Genomic DNA, 17,916 nt, shown 5'->3' on the forward strand with positions numbered 1-17,916 from the left:
TCAATGCGCTGGTTGCTTGCCCTGTTTTGCTTGTCGTTCGTCGCTGTCTCCCAGGCTTCCGTTGCGGAAACGCTGGACGGCAAAGTCATCGAAAAAGTTCTCGTGCTCAAGTCCGCCCACCAATTGCAATTGATCAATGACGGCAAGCCGATCAAGACCTATCGCATCTCATTGGGAAAACGACCCATCGGCGCGAAACTCATGGAAGGCGACAAACGCACGCCTGAAGGTTTTTACTGGCTGGACTGGCGCAAGGTCAGCGACCGTTTCAATCTGGCGATGCACATCTCCTACCCGAACATCAGTGACTCCGTGCGCTCCCGGCGTGAAGGCGTCGAACCCGGTGGCATGATCATGATCCACGGCACCCCGGACACTGAAGAAAACCCCGAAGACCTGTTCCACACACTGGACTGGACCGACGGCTGCATTGCCATGCGCAACATGGACATGCGCGAGGTTTGGGGTTTGGTGCCGGACGGCACGATGATCGAAATCCGCCCGTAATCCTGTGGCGAGGGAGCTTGCTCCCTCGCCACAAAAACACCTAGTAGCTTCTGATCTCCCTCTTCCGAGCGCTACCTTTGGTCGCGCATCAAAAAATAAATTCAAAAAATCGCAGCCTGCAGCAACTCCTACCGGGTAGATACCACTCCCATCGGCAAGAGCTGTCGCAGGCTGCGATCTTTGCCTTCAAAACACCCACCACTAATACCACTTCAAACCAGCAACCCTATCACCCATCAATCAGGGCAGGCTTTCGCTCGCCCACAGCAAAGTGGTCTCATTGACATGGTATTCAAGTGGTATTAGTTTTCGTCCCACCACCGGGCGACAACAATCCTATATCCGCATCGGACCAAACCTACATGAATGACCTCCAGGCCCTACGCCCTGACGACACCCAGCCGACGCCGTTGTACTTGCAACTGGCGCGCAATCTGGAAGCGGCGATCCATGCCGGCCAGTGGAAAGCCGAACAGGCCATGCCGTCGGAGCGAAACCTCAGCGAAATGCTGGGCATCTCCCGCGTCACCGCTCGCAAGGCGCTGGAAGTTCTGTTCGAGCAGGGCCTGATCCGCCGCAACCAGGGTTCCGGCACTTTCATCACCCCGCGCCTGGAACAACCGCTGTCGCGCCTTTCGGGTTTCAGCGAGATGCTACGCCTGAAAGGCTTCGTCCCCGGCTCGCAATGGCTGGAGCGTGAAATCACTCCGCCGACCCACGAAGAACTGATCCGCCTGGGCCTCTCGCCGAACGACAAGGTCGCGCGGCTCAAGCGTCTGCGTAAAGCCGACGACACGGTGATGGCGATCGAGATGAGCACCCTGCCCGCCTCGATCATTCCCAAGCCGCAAGCCGTGGGCGACTCCCTCTACGAATACCTCGACAGCATCGGCAAGCCGATCGTCCGCGCCCTGCAGCACATTCAGGCGATCAACGCCTCGGACGAATTTGCCGCCCTGGTGGGCATCGCCCCCGGCACCGCCATGCTGCTGATGACCCGGGTCGGGTACCTGGAAGACAACACGCCGATCGAAGTCACCGACACCTATTGCCGCAACGACTACTACGACTTTGTCGCAGAACTTCGTCGATAACCCGATTCGCCGCTAAAGAACCGAGAACCGATCATGTCCGAAGACAACATCCTCACCGCCCGCGGCTGGATTCGCGGCCGGCTGACTCACGAACACGGCAAGGTCGTGTCGATCGAAGGCCAACCGTGCGATCCGGCCGACAACGATCTGCCTTACCTGCTGCCGGGTTTCATCGACCTGCACGTTCATGGCGGCGGCGGCAAAGACATCATGGAAGGTGCACCAGCCTTCGAGACCATCACCAAAACCCACGTGCGTTTCGGCACGACGTCGATGCTGGCGACCACCATGACCGCGCCGCCGGCAGAAATTTCCAGCGTGCTTAAAGCCCTCGGCGAATATTGCGAACAACGCCCGAAAAGCAGCGCCCGAGTCCTCGGCGTGCACCTGGAAGGCCCGTACATCAACCCCGGCAAACTCGGCGCCCAACCGAATTTCGCCCACACCGCGTTGATGGCCGAAGTCGAAGAATACCTGGCACTGGCGCCGATCCGGGTGATCACCATCGCCCCGGAAATCGCCGGCCACGACGCCTTGATCCGCAACCTCAGCGCTCGCGGCGTGCGCATGCAAATCGGCCACACCCTCGGCAGTTATGAGGAAGGCGTTGCCGCGCTGAACGCTGGCGCCAGCAGTTTCACCCACCTTTACAACGCCATGAGCCCGCTGCATCACCGCGAGCCAGGCATCGTCGGCGCGGCACTGGCTCACGCCAAATACGCCGAACTGATTCCGGACTTGCTGCACGTGCACCCCGGCGCCATCCGCGTGGCCCTGCGCTCAATCCCGTGCCTGTATTGCGTCACCGACTCCACCGCCGCTGCCGGCATGCCCGACGGTGAGTACAAGCTCGGTAGCCACACCGTGACCAAATGCCTGGGCGGTGTGCGCTTGCCCGACGGCACGCTGGCCGGCAGCACGCTGACCATGGATCAGGCGCTGCGCAATCTGGTGAAGATCGGTTTGCCAATCGCCGAGGCCTCGCAACGTCTTTCGCAATTTCCGGCCGACTACCTCGGCCTCAACGAACGCGGGCGCCTGCAACCCGGCAGCTGGGCTGACTGCGTGCGGCTCGACCGCTCACTCACACTGACCGCCGTCATGGTCGAAGGAGAAGACATTGACTTCAAAAATGCTTGAAGAGGCGCTGTCCTCGTTCGAGGCCGTGCAAGCCCAATTGCAGCAACTCGACTCGCAAATGATCGAAATCGCCGGGCGCCTGCGTCGTCAGCCGCCGCAAGTGGTGATGACTGTCGCTCGCGGGAGCTCCGATCATGCCGCCAGTTACTTCGCCTACCTGACCATGCAGCAATTGGGCTTCCCGGTGGCGTCGTTGCCGATGTCGGTGGTGACCATGCTGCAAGCGCCGTTGAAGGTCAGCGGCCAAGTGGCGTTCGCTTTCTCGCAGTCCGGGCAAAGTCCCGATCTGGTGAACAGCATGCGTCTGCTGCGCAAGCGCGGCGCCCTGAGCATCTCGATGGTCAACGCCGAGAGTTCGCCGCTGGAGGCCGCGTGTGAGTTCAGCCTCCCGCTGTGTGCCGGCACTGAAAGCAGCGTCGCGGCGACCAAGAGTTTTATCGCCACCCTCAGCGCCAGCGCCCGTCTGATCGCCCACTGGAAAGAGGACGCGGAATTGCTGGAGGCCGGCCTCGCACTGCCGGAAGGGTTGCGCGAGGCGGCGAAACAGGACTGGCGCCTGGCCATCGACACCCTGCGTGATTGCCAGCGACTGATGGTGATTGGCCGTGGCGCCGGTTTCGCCATCGCCCAGGAAGCCGCACTGAAATTCAAGGAAACCTCGGCGATCCAGGCCGAGGCTTTCAGCAGCGCCGAGGTCCGTCACGGCCCGATGGCGTTGATCGATGAAAATTATCCACTGCTGATCTTCGCCCCGCGCGGTGCCGAGCAGGCCGGTTTGCTGAGCCTCGCCGCCGACATGCGCCAGCGCGGTGCCCGCGTATTGCTGGCCGCACCGGATGACATTGCCGAACGCGACCTCACCCTGACCCGCGCCGAGCACCCGGCCCTCGACCCGATTCTGGCGATCCAGAGTTTCTACGTCATGGCCGCCGGTTTGGCCGTCGCCCGAGGCATGGACCCGGACCAGCCGCGGCATTTGAGCAAAGTGACGCGCACGCATTGAGTGGCGAGTTGATCCGAACCGTTTTTACTGATGAGACCGAGCCATGCACAACAATAATAAAGAGCTGACCCTCAACGCCCCGCTCAGCGGCCCGGTGCTCACGCTCGCCAAAGTCCCGGACCCGGTGTTCGCCAGCGGCGCCATGGGCGACGGGATCGCCATCGATCCGCTGAACGACACCCTCCACGCTCCGTGCGCCGGCATGGTGGTGCACGTCGCGCGCACCGGCCACGCCGTCACCTTGCGTGCTGACAACGGCGCCGAATTGCTGCTGCACCTGGGCCTCGACACCGTCGAGTTGCAGGGCGAAGGCTTCTCCATGCTGGTCAAGGAAGGGGCGCGGGTCAGCAACGGCCAGCCGCTGTTGCGCTATGACCTGGACAAAGTCGCACAACAGTGCAAAAGCCTGGTCAGCCTGATGATCCTGACCAACAGCCAGGACTTTCAGGCGCGGCCAATCACGCTGAAGTCGGTGAAAGTTGGCGAGCCATTGCTGCATATCATTCGTCGGCACGGAGCTGGAGCGCAGGCTGAAGCGGAGCTATCCGGGGAAGAGATTTACGGCCACATTCGCATCGCCCATCGTGGCGGTTTGCATGCTCGTCCGGCCGCGCTGATTCGTCAGACGGCGCAAGGTTTCAAGAGCAAATCGCAGCTGCACTTCGCTGGCAAATCGGCGACCTGTGACAGCTTGATCGGACTGATGGGTTTGGCCGTTGGCGAACAGGACGAGGTTCAGGTCAGCTGCCAGGGCCCGGACGCCGAAGCCGCCTTGCAAGCGTTGCTGATCGCGTTATCCACAGCGCTGGCCGAAGACAGCCACGCCGCAGCGCCGACTCCGATTGCTCGACGCACTCGAGCTGCCGAAGCGGGCGTGCTGCACGGTGTTTGTGCAGCGCCCGGTCTGGTTGCCGGGCCGTTGTTTCGCTTGAACGCCATCAGCCTGCCGGTGGACGCCGGCAACCATGATCCCGAGCAACAACTGCAAACCCTCGACACCGCGCTGACCGTTGTGCGCAGTGAAATCGACCACACGCTGATCCAAGCCAGGAAACATAAAAACACCGACGAAGAAGCGATCTTCGCCGCACACCTCGCCCTGCTCGAAGACCCGGCGCTGCTCGACGCGGCGAACACTTCCATCGATCAGGGCATGGCCGCAACCCACGCCTGGAGCCAATCGATCGACGTGCAGTGCGAGGTGCTCCAGCAACTCGGCAGCCCGTTGTTGGCCGAACGCGCCAACGATCTGCGCGACCTCAAACAACGCGTGCTGCGTGCCCTGCTCGGCGAAACCTGGCACTACGACGTGCCGACCGACGCCATCGTCGCCGCCCATGAATTGACGCCGTCCGATCTGCTGCAACTCAGTCAGCAAGGTGTCGCCGGGTTGTGCATGGCCGAGGGTGGCGCAACTTCCCACGTGGCGATTCTCGCGCGTGGCAAAGGCTTGCCGTGCATGGTTGCGCTGGGTTCTACGCTGCTGGATCAGCAGCAAGGCCAAGCGGTTGTGCTGGATGCCGATGGCGGTCGCCTCGAACTGATGCCAAATGCCGAACGTTTGGCTGAGGTGCATCAGGCACAACTGGATCATCAACAGCGCCGCGCCGAGCAACAGGCTCAGGCTCACACCCAGGCGTTGACGCTCGACGGTTTGCAGATTGAAGTCGCCGCCAATGTGGCTTCCAGTGCTGAAGCGGCTGATGCCTTGGCCAATGGCGCCGACGGCGTCGGCTTGCTGCGTACCGAGTTTCTGTTTGTGGATCGCAATACCGCGCCAGACGAAGAGGAACAGCGCGTCGCCTATCAAGCCGTGCTCGATGCCATGGGCGACAAGTCGGTGATCATTCGCACCATCGACGTCGGCGGCGACAAACAACTCGACTACCTGCCGCTGCCGGCCGAGGCCAATCCAGTGCTTGGCCTGCGCGGCATTCGCCTGGCTCAGGTCCGTCCGGAAATCCTCGATCAGCAATTGCGCGCGCTGCTGCACGTCAATCCGCTTTCGCGTTGCCGGATCCTGTTGCCGATGGTGACCGAAGTGGATGAGTTGCTGCACATCCGCCAGCGTCTCGACGCGTTGTGCACTGAGCTCGGCGTGTCTGAGCGCCCGGAGCTGGGCGTGATGATCGAAGTCCCCGCCGCCGCATTGTTGGCCGAGCAACTGGCCGAACATGCGGACTTCCTGTCCATCGGCACCAACGACTTGTCGCAATACACCCTGGCCATGGACCGCGACCACGCCGGCCTCGCCTCGCGGGTCGACGCCATGCACCCGGCGCTGCTGCGGCTCATCGCCCAGACCTGCACCGGTGCTGCGGTGCATAACCGTTGGGTCGGTGTTTGCGGCGCGCTCGCCTCCGATCCGCTGGCGACCCCAGTACTGATCGGTTTGGGCGTCAGTGAGTTGTCGGTCAGCCCGGTGCAGATCGGTGAAATCAAGGACCGCGTCCGCCACCTGGACGCGAGCGAATGCCGACGCATCAGCCACGACTTGCTCAAGTTGAGCAGCGCCGCTGCTGTGCGTCACGCCTGTCACCAGCAATGGCCTCTGAGCTGAAAAATTACAAAAATCCAGGGAGATTCGCCATGTACCAATACTTCATCGAGGGCCTGCAACGCCTCGGCCGCGCGCTGATGCTACCGATCGCGATCCTGCCGATCGCCGGCCTGTTGCTGCGCCTGGGCGACACTGACCTGCTGAATATCGCGATCATCCACGACGCCGGCCAGGTGATCTTCGCCAACCTGGCGATGATCTTCGCCATCGGCATCGCGGTCGGTTTCGCCAAGGACAACAACGGCACCGCGGGCCTCGCCGGGGTGATTGGCTATCTGGTGATGATCTCCACCCTCAAGGTGCTCGACGCGAGCATCAACATGGGCATGCTTGCCGGGATCATCAGCGGCTTGATGGCGGGCGCGCTGTACAACCGTTTCAAGGACATCAAACTGCCGGAGTACCTGGCGTTCTTCGGCGGCCGACGTTTCGTGCCAATTGTCACCGGGTTCGCCGCCGTCGGCCTGGGCGTGATCTTCGGCTTGATCTGGCCGCCCATCCAGCACGGTATCAACAGCTTCGGCACGTTGATGATGGAAAGCGGCAGCTTCGGCGCGTTTGTCTTTGGCGTGTTCAACCGCCTGCTGATCGTCACCGGGCTGCACCACATCCTCAACAACATGGCGTGGTTCGTCTTCGGCAACTTCACTGATCCGACTACCGGCGCCATCGTCACCGGCGACCTGTCGCGCTACTTCGCCGGCGACCCGAAGGGCGGCCAGTTCATGACCGGCATGTTCCCGATGATGATCTTCGGCCTCCCCGCCGCGTGCCTGGCGATGTACCGCAACGCCCTGCCGGAACGCCGCAAGGTCATGGGCGGGATTTTCCTGTCGATGGCGCTGACTTCATTTTTGACGGGGGTAACCGAGCCGATCGAATTCGCCTTCATGTTCCTCGCGCCGCTGCTCTATCTAGTGCATGCGTTGCTGACTGGCCTGTCGATGGCGATCACCAACCTGCTGAATATCCATCTCGGCTTTACGTTTTCCGGTGGTTTCATCGACATGATCCTCGGCTGGGGTAAATCCACCAACGGCTGGTTGATGGTACCGGTCGGCCTGGCGTATGCGGTGATCTACTACGTGGTGTTTGATTTCTGCATTCGCCGTTTCAACCTCAAGACGCCGGGGCGTGAAGAAGTGCCGGCGGGGGACAAGGTCGTAGTCGCCGAGAATGAGCGAGCCGGGGCTTACATCAAGGCGCTGGGTGGTGCGCAGAATTTGATCACCGTGGGGGCGTGCACCACTCGGTTGCGGCTGGACATGGTGGATCGCAACAAGGCAAACGACGCGGAATTGAAAGCACTGGGTGCAATGGCGGTTGTGCGGCCGGGCAAGGGCGGGAGTTTGCAGGTCGTGGTCGGGCCAATGGCAGACAGCATCGCTGATGAGATTCGCTTGGCGATGCCCGCGTTGGGGCGCGCACTTGTTTCCTCCCCTCCTGCTGTTATCGATGCGCCGAAACCTGCAGCGGTGGCGAATTCAGAAGCACAGCAATGGCTGAAGGCGTTGGGCGGTGGCGAGAATGTATTGCAGATGGACTGCATCGCCATGACCCGGATTCGCTTGCAACTGGCGGATGGCAAGGCGTTGTCGGAATGTGATTTGAAGGCGTTGGGTTGCCAGGGTGTGAGTCAGTTGGAAGGTGGGGTTTGGCATCTGCTGATTGGCGACAAGGCATCGACGTTGAGTGATGCGCTGGAGGCGTTGGTGAATCGCAGTGAGGTGAGTGCCAAGGTTTAGATTGTTGGCGCCTGTCTATTGGCCGACGGTGTTAGATCGTTATCTACTTGTCAGTTAAATCCACCCCTCACCCTAACCCTCTCCCCAAGGGGGAGAGGGGACTGACCGAGTTGTACTTAGAGGTACATCGACCTGAAAGATTTGGGTCGAACTCAGGCATAAAAAGCTAAAGCACAACAAACCCCCACCATTCAACAGGCCGAGCGTTAGCTCGCCTGCAGTTCTTGATCTTGATCTGCCCGCCCCTTCACGCCCTGAGCCAGTCCGTCAACCTGTGACTACCTCCATCGGCGCCTCTACCAACGTTGATCCGCAGCGCCTCAAATCCGGAGCAATAAAAAACCCGTTGAATGCACTTCAACGGGTTTCTCATTTCAGCGGTAGGAAGATCAAAAATCCTCCAACCGCCACACCTCATAAGCCGGCGTCTCGTAGGGATGGCTCTGCTTCAGAGCCAACACCACAGAACGAATCAACTCATCGCTGACCACAAGCTCAACCTTCCATTCCTCAACCTGCTCGACCTGCCCCGCTTCACCAATAAACGGCTGACTGCCATCCAACGGGCGAAACTGGCCGAAGCCGAGCACTTGCCAGGCGCAATGGTCGTATGCGCCGATCCGTCCGCCACCGGCGGCGAATACGGCACTCTTCACGTCTTCGACGTGACTGGTAGGAACAAAAAAGCAGAGCTTATACACAGCGCTTAGTTCACCCGCTCTTAGTTTACCCAGACGCGCGCATTACGGAACATACGCATCCAAGGTGCGTCTTCGTTCCAGTCTTCCGAACGCCACGAGTTCTGCACCGCGCGGAACACACGTTCCGGGTGCGGCATCATGATCGTTACGCGACCGTCGCGGCTGGTCAAACCGGTGATCCCGCGCGGCGAGCCGTTCGGGTTGGCCGGGTAGTTTTCGGTGACCTTGCCGTGGTTGTCGACGAAACGCATCGCCACGCAACCCGACAGATCGGCTTGCAGCAACGCTTCTTCGCTGGCGAACTCGGCATGACCTTCACCGTGAGCAATAGCGATCGGCATACGCGAACCGGCCATGCCTTGCAGGAAGATCGAGTTCGATTCCTGGACCTGAACCATCGCCACGCGCGCTTCGAACTGCTCGGAACGGTTACGCACAAAGTGCGGCCAGAACTCGCTGCCCGGGATCAGCTCGTGCAGGTTGGACATCATCTGGCAACCGTTGCACACGCCGAGGGTGAAGCTGTCGCTACGTTCGAAGAAGCCCTGGAACGCATCGCGAGCACGGCTGTTGAACAGCGCGGACTTGGCCCAGCCTTCGCCGGCACCCAGTACGTCGCCGTAAGAGAAGCCGCCGCAAGCGACCAGACCCTTGAACTCGTTCAGGTCGACACGGCCGGCCAGAATGTCGCTCATGTGCACGTCGATCGCGTTGAAACCGGCGCGGTCGAACGCGGCCGCCATTTCCACCTGACCGTTGACGCCCTGCTCACGCAGCACGGCAACCTGTGGGCGGATGCCTTTCTTGATGTAAGGCGCGGCGACGTCCTGGTTGACATCGTAGCTCAGCTTGACGCTCAGACCCGGGTTGTCTTCTTCCAGCAGCACGTCGAACTCTTGTTCGGCGCAATCGGCGTTATCACGCAGACGCTGGATCTGGTAGCTGGTTTCAGCCCACTGACGTTGCAGCAGACGACGCTTACCTTCGAACACGGTTTCGCCGTTGAAGGTGATGCTGATCTCGCCGTTGTTCATCGGCTGACCAATCACCGACACGCACTCGCCCAGGCCGGCAGCGCTGAACTGCGCGAGGATGTCCGGGGTAGCGTCCTGGCGAACCTGGATCACAGCGCCCAGTTCTTCGTTGAACAGGATCGCGGCGATGTCGGCGGAGGTTTCTGCCAGACCGTCGAGGTTCAGGCTCAGACCGCAGTGGCCGGCGAAGGCCATTTCCACAGTGCTGGTCAGCAGACCACCGTCGGAACGGTCGTGGTAAGCCAGCAGGTGACCGTCGGCGTTGAGGCCCTGGATCACGGCGAAGAAGGCTTTCAGGTCTTCGGCATCGTCGACGTCCGGCGCTTGCGAACCGAGCTTGCCGTGAACCTGGGCCAGGATCGAGGCGCCCATGCGGTTCTGGCCACGGCCCAGATCGATCAGGATCAGGTCGGTGGTGCCCTTGTCCATGCGCAGTTCCGGCGTCAGGGTCTGACGGATGTCAGCCACGGGCGCGAAACCGGTCACGATCAGGGACATCGGCGAGGTCACGGTTTTGTCTTCGCCATTGTCGTTCCAGCGAGTGGCCATGGACATGGAGTCCTTGCCCACCGGAATGGTAATGCCCAAATCTGGGCACAATTCCATGCCGACCGCTTTCACGGTGTCGTACAGACGCGCGTCTTCGCCTGGGTGACCGGCAGCGGACATCCAGTTGGCCGACAGTTTGATGTCGGAGATCTTGTTGATGCGCGAAGCTGCGATGTTGGTCAGGGTTTCGCCGATGGCCATGCGGCCCGACGCCGGAGCGTCCAGCAGCGCCAGCGGAGTACGCTCGCCCATGGCCATGGCTTCACCGGTGTAAACGTCGAAGCTGGTGGCGGTGACGGCAACGTCGGCTACCGGAACCTGCCACGGGCCGACCATTTGGTCACGGGCCACGAGGCCGGTGATGGTGCGGTCGCCGATGGTGATCAGGAAGCTTTTGCTCGCCACGGCCGGGTGATGCAGAACCCGTTCGACGCAGTCTGCGATCTCCAGGGTCGACGGATCGAAATCGTCGCCCAGTTCGTTTTCGCGAACGGCCGAACGGTGCATGCGCGGGGCTTTGCCCAGCAGCACTTCGAGTGGCATGTCTACCGGGCTGTTGCCGAAGTGACTGTCGGTGACGGTCAGTTGCGGCTCGGCAGTGGCTTCGCCGACCACGGCAAACGGGCAACGCTCGCGTTCGCAGATCGCCTGGAAGCGATCGAAGTCAGCCGGGCCGACTGCCAGAACGTAACGTTCCTGGGATTCGTTACTCCAGATTTCGTGCGGGGCCATGCCCGGCTCGTCGTTTGGAATGTTGCGCAGTTCGAAGCGACCGCCACGGTTGCCATCGTTGACCAGTTCCGGGAAGGCGTTGGACAGACCGCCTGCGCCGACGTCGTGGATGAAGCTGATCGGGTTCTTGTCACCCAACTGCCAGCAACGGTCGATGACTTCCTGGCAGCGACGTTCCATCTCAGGGTTTTCGCGCTGTACGGAAGCGAAGTCCAGGTCTGCCGAGCTGGTGCCGGTAGCCATGGAGGAAGCTGCGCCGCCGCCCAGACCGATCAACATGGCTGGACCGCCGAGCACGATCAGCTTGGAGCCAACGGTGATCTCGCCTTTCTGCACGTGTTCGGCACGGATGTTACCCATACCGCCGGCCAGCATGATCGGCTTGTGGTAACCGCGAACTTCGTCGCCACGCGGGGTGGTGATCGACTGTTCAAAGGTACGGAAATAACCGGTCAGGGCCGGACGACCGAATTCGTTGTTGAACGCGGCGCCACCCAGTGGGCCTTCGATCATGATGTCCAGCGCGGTAACGATGCGCTCAGGCTTGCCGTACGGCACTTCCCACGGCTGTTCGAAGCCCGGGATTTGCAGGTTGGACACGGTGAAACCGGTCAGGCCAGCCTTTGGCTTGGCACCGCGACCGGTTGCGCCTTCGTCGCGGATCTCGCCACCGCTACCAGTGGACGCGCCCGGGAACGGGGCAATCGCGGTCGGGTGGTTGTGCGTTTCGACTTTCATCAGGATGTGCACCGGTTCCTGCACCGCACCGTACTGGCGGGTTTCAGGGTCCGGGAAGAAACGGCCGGCGACGTTGCCGACGATGACCGAAGCGTTGTCCTTATAAGCCGACAGAACGCCTTCGCTGTGCATCACGTAGGTGTTCTTGATCATGCCGAACAGGCTTTTTTCCTGGCTCTGACCGTCGATGTCCCAACTGGCGTTGAAGATCTTGTGACGGCAGTGCTCGGAGTTCGCCTGGGCGAACATCATCAGTTCGATGTCGTGCGGGTTGCGCTTCAAGCCGACGAAGGCGTTGACCAGGTAGTCGATTTCGTCTTCAGCCAGAGCAAGGCCCAGCTCGGTGTTGGCTTTTTCCAGCGCGGCGCGGCCGCCACCCAACACGTCGATCGCGGTCAGCGGTTTCGGCTCGGCATGGCTGAACAGGCCGGCGGCTTGTTCAAGGTTGCCGAGGACGATCTGGGTCATGCGGTCGTGCAGCGCATCGGAGATCAGCTGCGCTTCGGCGTCGCTGAACTGGCCGGCGACGTAGAACGCGATGCCGCGTTCCAGGCGCTGGATTTTCGTCAGGCCGCAGTTGCGAGCGATATCGCTGGCTTTACTGGACCATGGCGAGATGGTGCCGAAACGCGGCAACACCAGGAACAGACGACCGGTCGGCTCTTGTACCGGAACACTTGGGCCGTACTTCAGAAGGCGCGCGAGCACCTGCTGTTCGTCGCCGGTCAGGACGCCGGTAACTTCGGCGAAGTGAGCGAATTCAGCATACAAGCCGCTGACAGCCGGGACCTTCTGGCTCAGTTGCTCAAGGAGTTTGCTGTGGCGAAAGGCAGAAAGGGCAGGAGCGCCGCGCAGGATCAACATCTTCGGGACAGCCTCGGGAAGGGGTGTGCTTTGAGGCCGTGCATTCTAGCCTAAACAGGCCGCGACATCACCCGAAACGGTACGGGCGGCTGCACCCGGGCGTCGGGCCGGGTGTTCGGACCTCAAACCGGTGCGCGCCGAGCGATATTTTTTCTGTCACAAAATGCTGCTCGGGCCCATTCCTGCGGGCTCCGTAGCGGTTTTCAATTGCCTAGCAGACAAGCCCTTCGCTGTCGAGATATGGCGCTCGTGGTCCTTTGCGTATACTGCGCAGATGTTTTCCCCAACGGCTTTGCGTCCGCGGTTCGCCAAATGGCTGATCGCAACCGGACTCTTCCTGCTGCTCAGTGGCTGTGTTGATAAACCCAACACGCTGGAGCGCGTAAAGGAGGATGGCGTGCTGCGGGTGGTTACCCGTAACAGCCCCGCCACCTACTTTCAGGATCGCAACGGTGAAACCGGCTTCGAATACGAGCTGGTGAAGCGCTTCGCCGACGATCTGGGGGTGGAACTCAAAATCGAAACCGCCGACAACCTCGACGACCTGTTTAATCAGGTGGGCAAACCCAACGGCCCGGTGATCGCTGCTGCCGGCCTGGTCAGCAGCGAGAAACGCAAACAGCAGGTGCGGTTTTCCCACTCCTACCTCGAAGTCACCCCGCAGGTCATCTATCGCAACGGCCAATCGCGGCCGACCGACGCGAAGGATCTGGTGGGCAAGAAGATCATGGTGCTCAAGGGCAGCACCCACGCCGAGCAATTGGCGGAGCTGAAAAAGAAATATCCCGGCATTGAATACGAAGAGTCCGACGCGGTTGAAGTCGTCGACTTGCTGCGGATGGTCGATGAAGATCAGATAGACCTGACCCTGGTCGACTCAAACGAAGTCGCGATGAACCAGGTCTACTTCCCCAACGTACGGGTAGCCTTCGACCTCGGTGACGCCAGCAACCAGAGCTGGGCAGTGGCCGCCGGCGACGACAACAGCTTGCTCAACGAGATCAACGACTACCTCGACAAGGTTAAGCAAAACGGCACCCTGCAGCGTCTGAAAGACCGCTATTACGGACACGTCGATGTGCTCGGCTACATGGGCGCCTATACCTTCGCCCAGCACCTGCAGCAACGGTTGCCCAAGTACGAGAAGCACTTCAAGGCTTATGCCAAGGATGAGAAGGTCGACTGGCGTCTGCTGGCAGCGATCGGTTATCAGGAATCCCTGTGGCAACCGGCCGTCACATCGAAGACCGGCGTGCGCGGCCTGATGATGCTGACCCAGAACACTGCGCAGGCCATGGGTGTGTCCAATCGCCTGGACCCCAAACAAAGCATCATGGGTGGCGCCAAGTACCTGGCCTACATGAAAGATCAGCTGGATGAGTCGATCCAGGAGCCGGATCGCACATGGTTTGCACTGGCGGCCTACAACGTTGGCAGCGGTCATCTGGATGACGCACGCAAACTGGCGGCCAAGGAAGGACTGAACCCGGACAAGTGGCTGGACGTGAAAAAGATCCTGCCGCGCCTGTCCGAGAAGAAGTGGTTCAGCAAAACCCGCTACGGCTATGCCCGTGGCGGCGAACCCGTTCACTTCGTGGCGAACATCCGCCGCTACTACGACATCCTGACGTGGGTGACGCAGCCGCAGCTTGAAGGCAATCAGGTCGCCGAGGGCAACCTGCATGTGCCGGGGGTCGACAAGACCAAACCGAATCCGGAAACCCCACAGCTCTAAATCTTCGCGGCCTTCAAAGACGCCATCGCGGGCAAGCCACGCTCCCACAGGTCCGCGTGAACGACAATTGTGTGCTCGACACGGACCTGTGGGAGCGTGGCTTGCCCGCGATGGCAGCGCCGCCGATCTAGCCTTTCAACGCAGCGGCCAGAATCAGCGCCTTCATCTCCGAAACAGCCGACTTGAACCCGACGAACAACGCATGAGCCACCAGCGCGTGGCCGATGTTCAGTTCGTTGATGCCTTTGATCGCCGCGACCGCTTCAACGTTGTGGTAATGCAGACCGTGGCCAGCGTTGACGATCAACCCTTGAGCCAGGCCAAACGCCACGCCATCCGCCACACGCTTGAGCTCTTCAGCCACATCGGTCGGCGTCTCGGCATCAGCATAACGACCGGTATGCAACTCAATAGCCGGCGCACCTACACGACGGGACGCTTCGATCTGCCGCTCGTCAGCGTCGATGAACAGCGACACTTCACAGCCGATTTTCGCCAGGCGATCCACCGCAGCCTTGATCCGCGCTTCCTGCCCCGCCACGTCCAGACCACCTTCGGTCGTCAGCTCCTGACGGGTTTCCGGCACCAGGCAAATGTGCGCCGGACGAATGCGTTCGGCGAACGCCATCATCTCTTCGGTGACGCCCATTTCGAAGTTCATGCGGGTTTGCAGCACATCCTTGAGCAGCAACACGTCGCGCTCCTGAATGTGCCGACGGTCTTCGCGCAGGTGCACAGTGATGCCGTCAGCGCCCGCCTCTTCCGCGTCCAGTGCTGCCTTGACCGGATCCGGATAGCGCGTGCCCCGGGCCTGACGCAGGGTGGCAACATGGTCGATGTTCACGCCAAGAAGAATGCGATTGCTGGTGGTCACGGAAGCGCTCCTGAAAATGGAAAAGTTCGGCGCACAGCATACACGGGGAGATAGGGTCTGTTGATGTTTGGCAGCCAAGCATCAACAGCCCTATGGCTTGCGAAACAACTCGCGACTCACCAAGGGACGACCGCCCAGATGAACGGCCAGTGCCTGGCGCATCAATCGCTTGGCTGCCGATAGCGCGCCAGGGGCTGACCAATCTGCATCGGCCATGGCCAACAGTTCGGTGCCGTTGAACAGACCGGGTTGCAGCAGGTAGACCCGTTCGAGCCCCGCATCCACTTGCAGACGGTAGAGACCGTCCGGCGCGATGGGGTCGCCATGGATGTCGGTGGTCAGGGCGAAACCGTAACCGAGATCATCGAGCAGCCGCCACTCGAAGGAACGCAACAACGGTTCCAGCGGACGACCTTCAGCCAGCGCAAGCAGGGTCGCGGCGTAGTGATCGAAGACGGCGGGATGCGGGTCTTCGGACGGCAACAGCCGAATCAACAGCTCATTGAGGTAGAGACCGCTGAACAGCGCCTCACCATTGAGCCAGGTGGAGACGCCAGCGCTTTCCATGCGACCGACGTTCTTCAACTCACCACGCCCACGGAACTCGACTTCCAGCGGCACGAATGGCCGCGCCAGCGTTCCGGCCTTGCCCCGAGCACTGCGCAACACCGCCCGCAGCCGACCTTGCGGCGTGAGGAAATCCACCAGCGCGCTGTTTTCGCGGTAGGCGCGACTGTGGAGCACGAAGGCGGGTTGGCCGGGGGGCGGGGTTTGGGACATGGAAGTCAGCGTTCTCAATGAGTCAGCAGAGATTTATAAACCACCCAAAACCAATGCGGGAGCGAGCTTGCTCGCGATTGCAGTCTGTCAGTCAACATGGATGTTGAATTTCAGGCCCTCATCGCGAGCAAGCTCGCTCCCACAGGTTTCTCGGTGTATCTGGAACCGGGTGTTACAGGTCGCCGTAACCCAGCGAACGCAGAGCGCGCTCGTCATCGGACCAGCCGCCTTTCACTTTCACCCAGAGGTTGAGCATGATCTTGGAGTCGAACAGCAACTCCATGTCCTTGCGCGCCTCGGTGCCGATGCGTTTGATCCGCTCGCCCTTGTCGCCAATAATGATTTTCTTCTGGCCGTCGCGCTCGACGAGGATCAAGGCATGGATGTGCAGGGTTTTGCCCTGCTGCTTGAACTCTTCGATTTCGACGGTGATCTGGTACGGCAGCTCGGCGCCCATCTGGCGCATGATTTTCTCACGTACCAGTTCAGCGGCGAGGAAGCGGCTGCTGCGGTCGGTGATCTGGTCTTCCGGGAAGAAGTGATCGTTTTCCGGCAGGTAACCGGCAATCACGCGCTCCAGCGTTTCGAGGTTGTGCCCGTGCTGGGCCGAGATCGGCATGATCTGCGCGTTCGGCAACTGTTCCTGCAACCAGGTCAGGTGCGGCATCAGCTCGGCTTTATCTTCGATGCGGTCAGTCTTGTTCAGCGCCACGATCAGCGGGCCCGTCACGTATTGAACGCGCTCGAGGACCATCTGGTCTTCGTCGGTCCACTTGGTGCGGTCAACCACGAAGATCACCACGTCGACGTCTTTCAACGCCGCCGAAGCGGTCTTGTTCATGTAGCGGTTCAGGGCTTTCTCGCCACCTTTGTGCATGCCGGGGGTGTCGACGTAGATCGCCTGCACGGCGCCTTCAGTCTTGATACCGAGCATGTTGTGGCGAGTGGTCTGAGGCTTGCGCGAGGTGATCGCCAGCTTCTGACCCAGGATGTGGTTCAGCAGCGTGGACTTGCCCACGTTGGGACGGCCGACGATGGCAACATAGCCACAGCGAGTTGCAGTTGAATCAGTCATTGCCATTCTCCACACCCAGGGCAATCAGTGCTGCGGCGGCCGCTACCTGTTCGGCAATACGACGACTCACACCCTGACCTCGGCTTTTTTCATTCAGTAAGGTGATTTCACATTCGACGAAGAACGTCCGGCAATGTGGCTCACCCTGGATATCCACCACTTCGTAACGTGGCAGCTCACAGCCCCGCGACTGCAGGAATTCCTGCAGGCGGGTCTTTGGATCTTTGTTGGTGTCGACCAGTGTCAGGCCTTCGAACTCACCGGCCAGCCAGGCCAACACACGCTCGCGCGCCATGTCCATGCCGGCATCCAGGTAGATCGCACCAATCAGCGCTTCCAGGGCATCGGCCAGAATCGACTCGCGACGGAACCCGCCGCTTTTCAATTCACCGGAACCCAGGCGCAGGTATTCGCCCAGATCGAAACCGCGAGCCAGTACGGCCAGGGTCTCGCCTTTCACCAGGCGTGCGCGTAAGCGCGACAACTGACCTTCGCGGGCCAGCGGGAAGCGATCGAACAGCGCCTCGCCAGCAACGAAGTTGAGGATGGCATCACCGAGGAATTCCAGGCGTTCGTTGTTACGCCCGGCAAAGCTGCGGTGAGTCAGGGCCAGGACCATCAGCTCCTGATCCTTGAAGGTGTAGCCGAGCTGACGCTCGAGACGGCTTAAGGAGACGCTCACGGTTTACCCACGCTGAGTTCGTGGTTGGATTCCACCGCCATCGCCGTGATACGGCGCAGGCTTGGGACAATTAACGCTGTGTTCAAAAATAACGTCCTGAATA

The 17,916-nt window shown here is 60.9% G+C and carries 13 protein-coding genes; 7 read left to right on the top strand and 6 right to left on the bottom strand.

Features of this window, described 5'->3' with window-relative positions:
- Positions 1-3 precede the first annotated feature (3 nt).
- The 6 genes from QF010_RS16015 to nagE all read left to right on the top strand — a co-directional run bounded on the left by QF010_RS16015 (position 4) and on the right by nagE (position 8,049).
- Positions 4-507, top strand: a complete 504-nt coding sequence (locus QF010_RS16015) for a L,D-transpeptidase family protein (RefSeq protein WP_033056402.1) — start codon at positions 4-6, stop codon at positions 505-507.
- A 362-nt stretch (positions 508-869) separates the two neighbouring features.
- The gene (locus QF010_RS16020; protein ID WP_033056403.1) at positions 870-1,601 is read left to right on the top strand and encodes a GntR family transcriptional regulator; all 732 of its coding nucleotides are present in this window, start codon (positions 870-872) and stop codon (positions 1,599-1,601) included.
- Positions 1,602-1,634: 33 nt separating this feature from the next.
- On the top strand, positions 1,635-2,741 hold the full coding sequence (nagA, locus tag QF010_RS16025) for an N-acetylglucosamine-6-phosphate deacetylase (protein ID WP_429533494.1): 1,107 nt from the start codon (positions 1,635-1,637) through the stop codon (positions 2,739-2,741).
- Positions 2,722-3,744 carry an SIS domain-containing protein gene (locus tag QF010_RS16030; protein ID WP_429533495.1) on the top strand — a complete coding sequence of 341 codons (1,023 nt, stop codon included), beginning with the start codon at positions 2,722-2,724 and terminating at the stop codon, positions 3,742-3,744. The genes nagA and QF010_RS16030 overlap by 20 nt, the downstream gene beginning before the upstream one ends.
- 43 nt (positions 3,745-3,787) lie before the next feature.
- Positions 3,788-6,304: a phosphoenolpyruvate--protein phosphotransferase gene (gene ptsP / locus QF010_RS16035; RefSeq protein ID WP_429533496.1), complete on the top strand. Its 2,517-nt coding sequence runs from the start codon at positions 3,788-3,790 to the stop codon at positions 6,302-6,304.
- A 29-nt stretch (positions 6,305-6,333) separates the two neighbouring features.
- On the top strand, positions 6,334-8,049 hold the full coding sequence (nagE, locus tag QF010_RS16040; protein WP_429533497.1) for an N-acetylglucosamine-specific PTS transporter subunit IIBC: 1,716 nt from the start codon (positions 6,334-6,336) through the stop codon (positions 8,047-8,049).
- 389 nt (positions 8,050-8,438) lie between these two features.
- Here the strand turns inward: nagE and QF010_RS16045 are convergent, their stop codons facing one another.
- Together QF010_RS16045 and purL are read right to left on the bottom strand one after the other, a co-directional pair.
- Positions 8,439-8,750: a YqfO family protein gene (locus QF010_RS16045; RefSeq protein WP_429533498.1), complete on the bottom strand. Its 312-nt coding sequence runs from the start codon at positions 8,748-8,750 to the stop codon at positions 8,439-8,441.
- A gap of 20 nt (positions 8,751-8,770) precedes the next feature.
- A complete protein-coding gene (purL, locus tag QF010_RS16050; protein WP_429533499.1) occupies positions 8,771-12,667 on the bottom strand; it encodes a phosphoribosylformylglycinamidine synthase in 3,897 nt (1,298 codons plus the stop codon).
- 274 nt (positions 12,668-12,941) lie between these two features.
- On the opposite strand from purL, the gene mltF reads away from it, so the two are divergent.
- The gene (gene mltF / locus QF010_RS16055; RefSeq protein ID WP_429533500.1) at positions 12,942-14,402 is read left to right on the top strand and encodes a membrane-bound lytic murein transglycosylase MltF; all 1,461 of its coding nucleotides are present in this window, start codon (positions 12,942-12,944) and stop codon (positions 14,400-14,402) included.
- 127 nt (positions 14,403-14,529) lie between these two features.
- Here mltF and pdxJ read toward each other — a convergent pair whose 3' ends face one another.
- The 4 genes from pdxJ to rnc all read right to left on the bottom strand — a co-directional run bounded on the left by pdxJ (position 14,530) and on the right by rnc (position 17,813).
- Positions 14,530-15,276: a pyridoxine 5'-phosphate synthase gene (pdxJ, locus tag QF010_RS16060; RefSeq protein ID WP_008151581.1), complete on the bottom strand. Its 747-nt coding sequence runs from the start codon at positions 15,274-15,276 to the stop codon at positions 14,530-14,532.
- A gap of 90 nt (positions 15,277-15,366) precedes the next feature.
- The gene (recO, locus tag QF010_RS16065; protein ID WP_429533501.1) at positions 15,367-16,056 is read right to left on the bottom strand and encodes a DNA repair protein RecO; all 690 of its coding nucleotides are present in this window, start codon (positions 16,054-16,056) and stop codon (positions 15,367-15,369) included.
- A gap of 172 nt (positions 16,057-16,228) precedes the next feature.
- Positions 16,229-17,131, bottom strand: coding sequence for a GTPase Era (gene era, locus QF010_RS16070; RefSeq protein WP_008151577.1), 903 nt, complete (start codon positions 17,129-17,131; stop codon positions 16,229-16,231).
- Positions 17,124-17,813, bottom strand: a complete 690-nt coding sequence (rnc, locus tag QF010_RS16075; protein ID WP_010463056.1) for a ribonuclease III — start codon at positions 17,811-17,813, stop codon at positions 17,124-17,126. Before rnc ends, era begins: the two co-directional genes overlap by 8 nt.
- Between the last annotated feature and the right edge of the window lie 103 nt (positions 17,814-17,916).

The organism is Pseudomonas silensiensis, assembly GCF_050434865.1.
Classification (GTDB): Bacteria; Pseudomonadota; Gammaproteobacteria; order Pseudomonadales; family Pseudomonadaceae; genus Aquipseudomonas; species Aquipseudomonas fluorescens_W.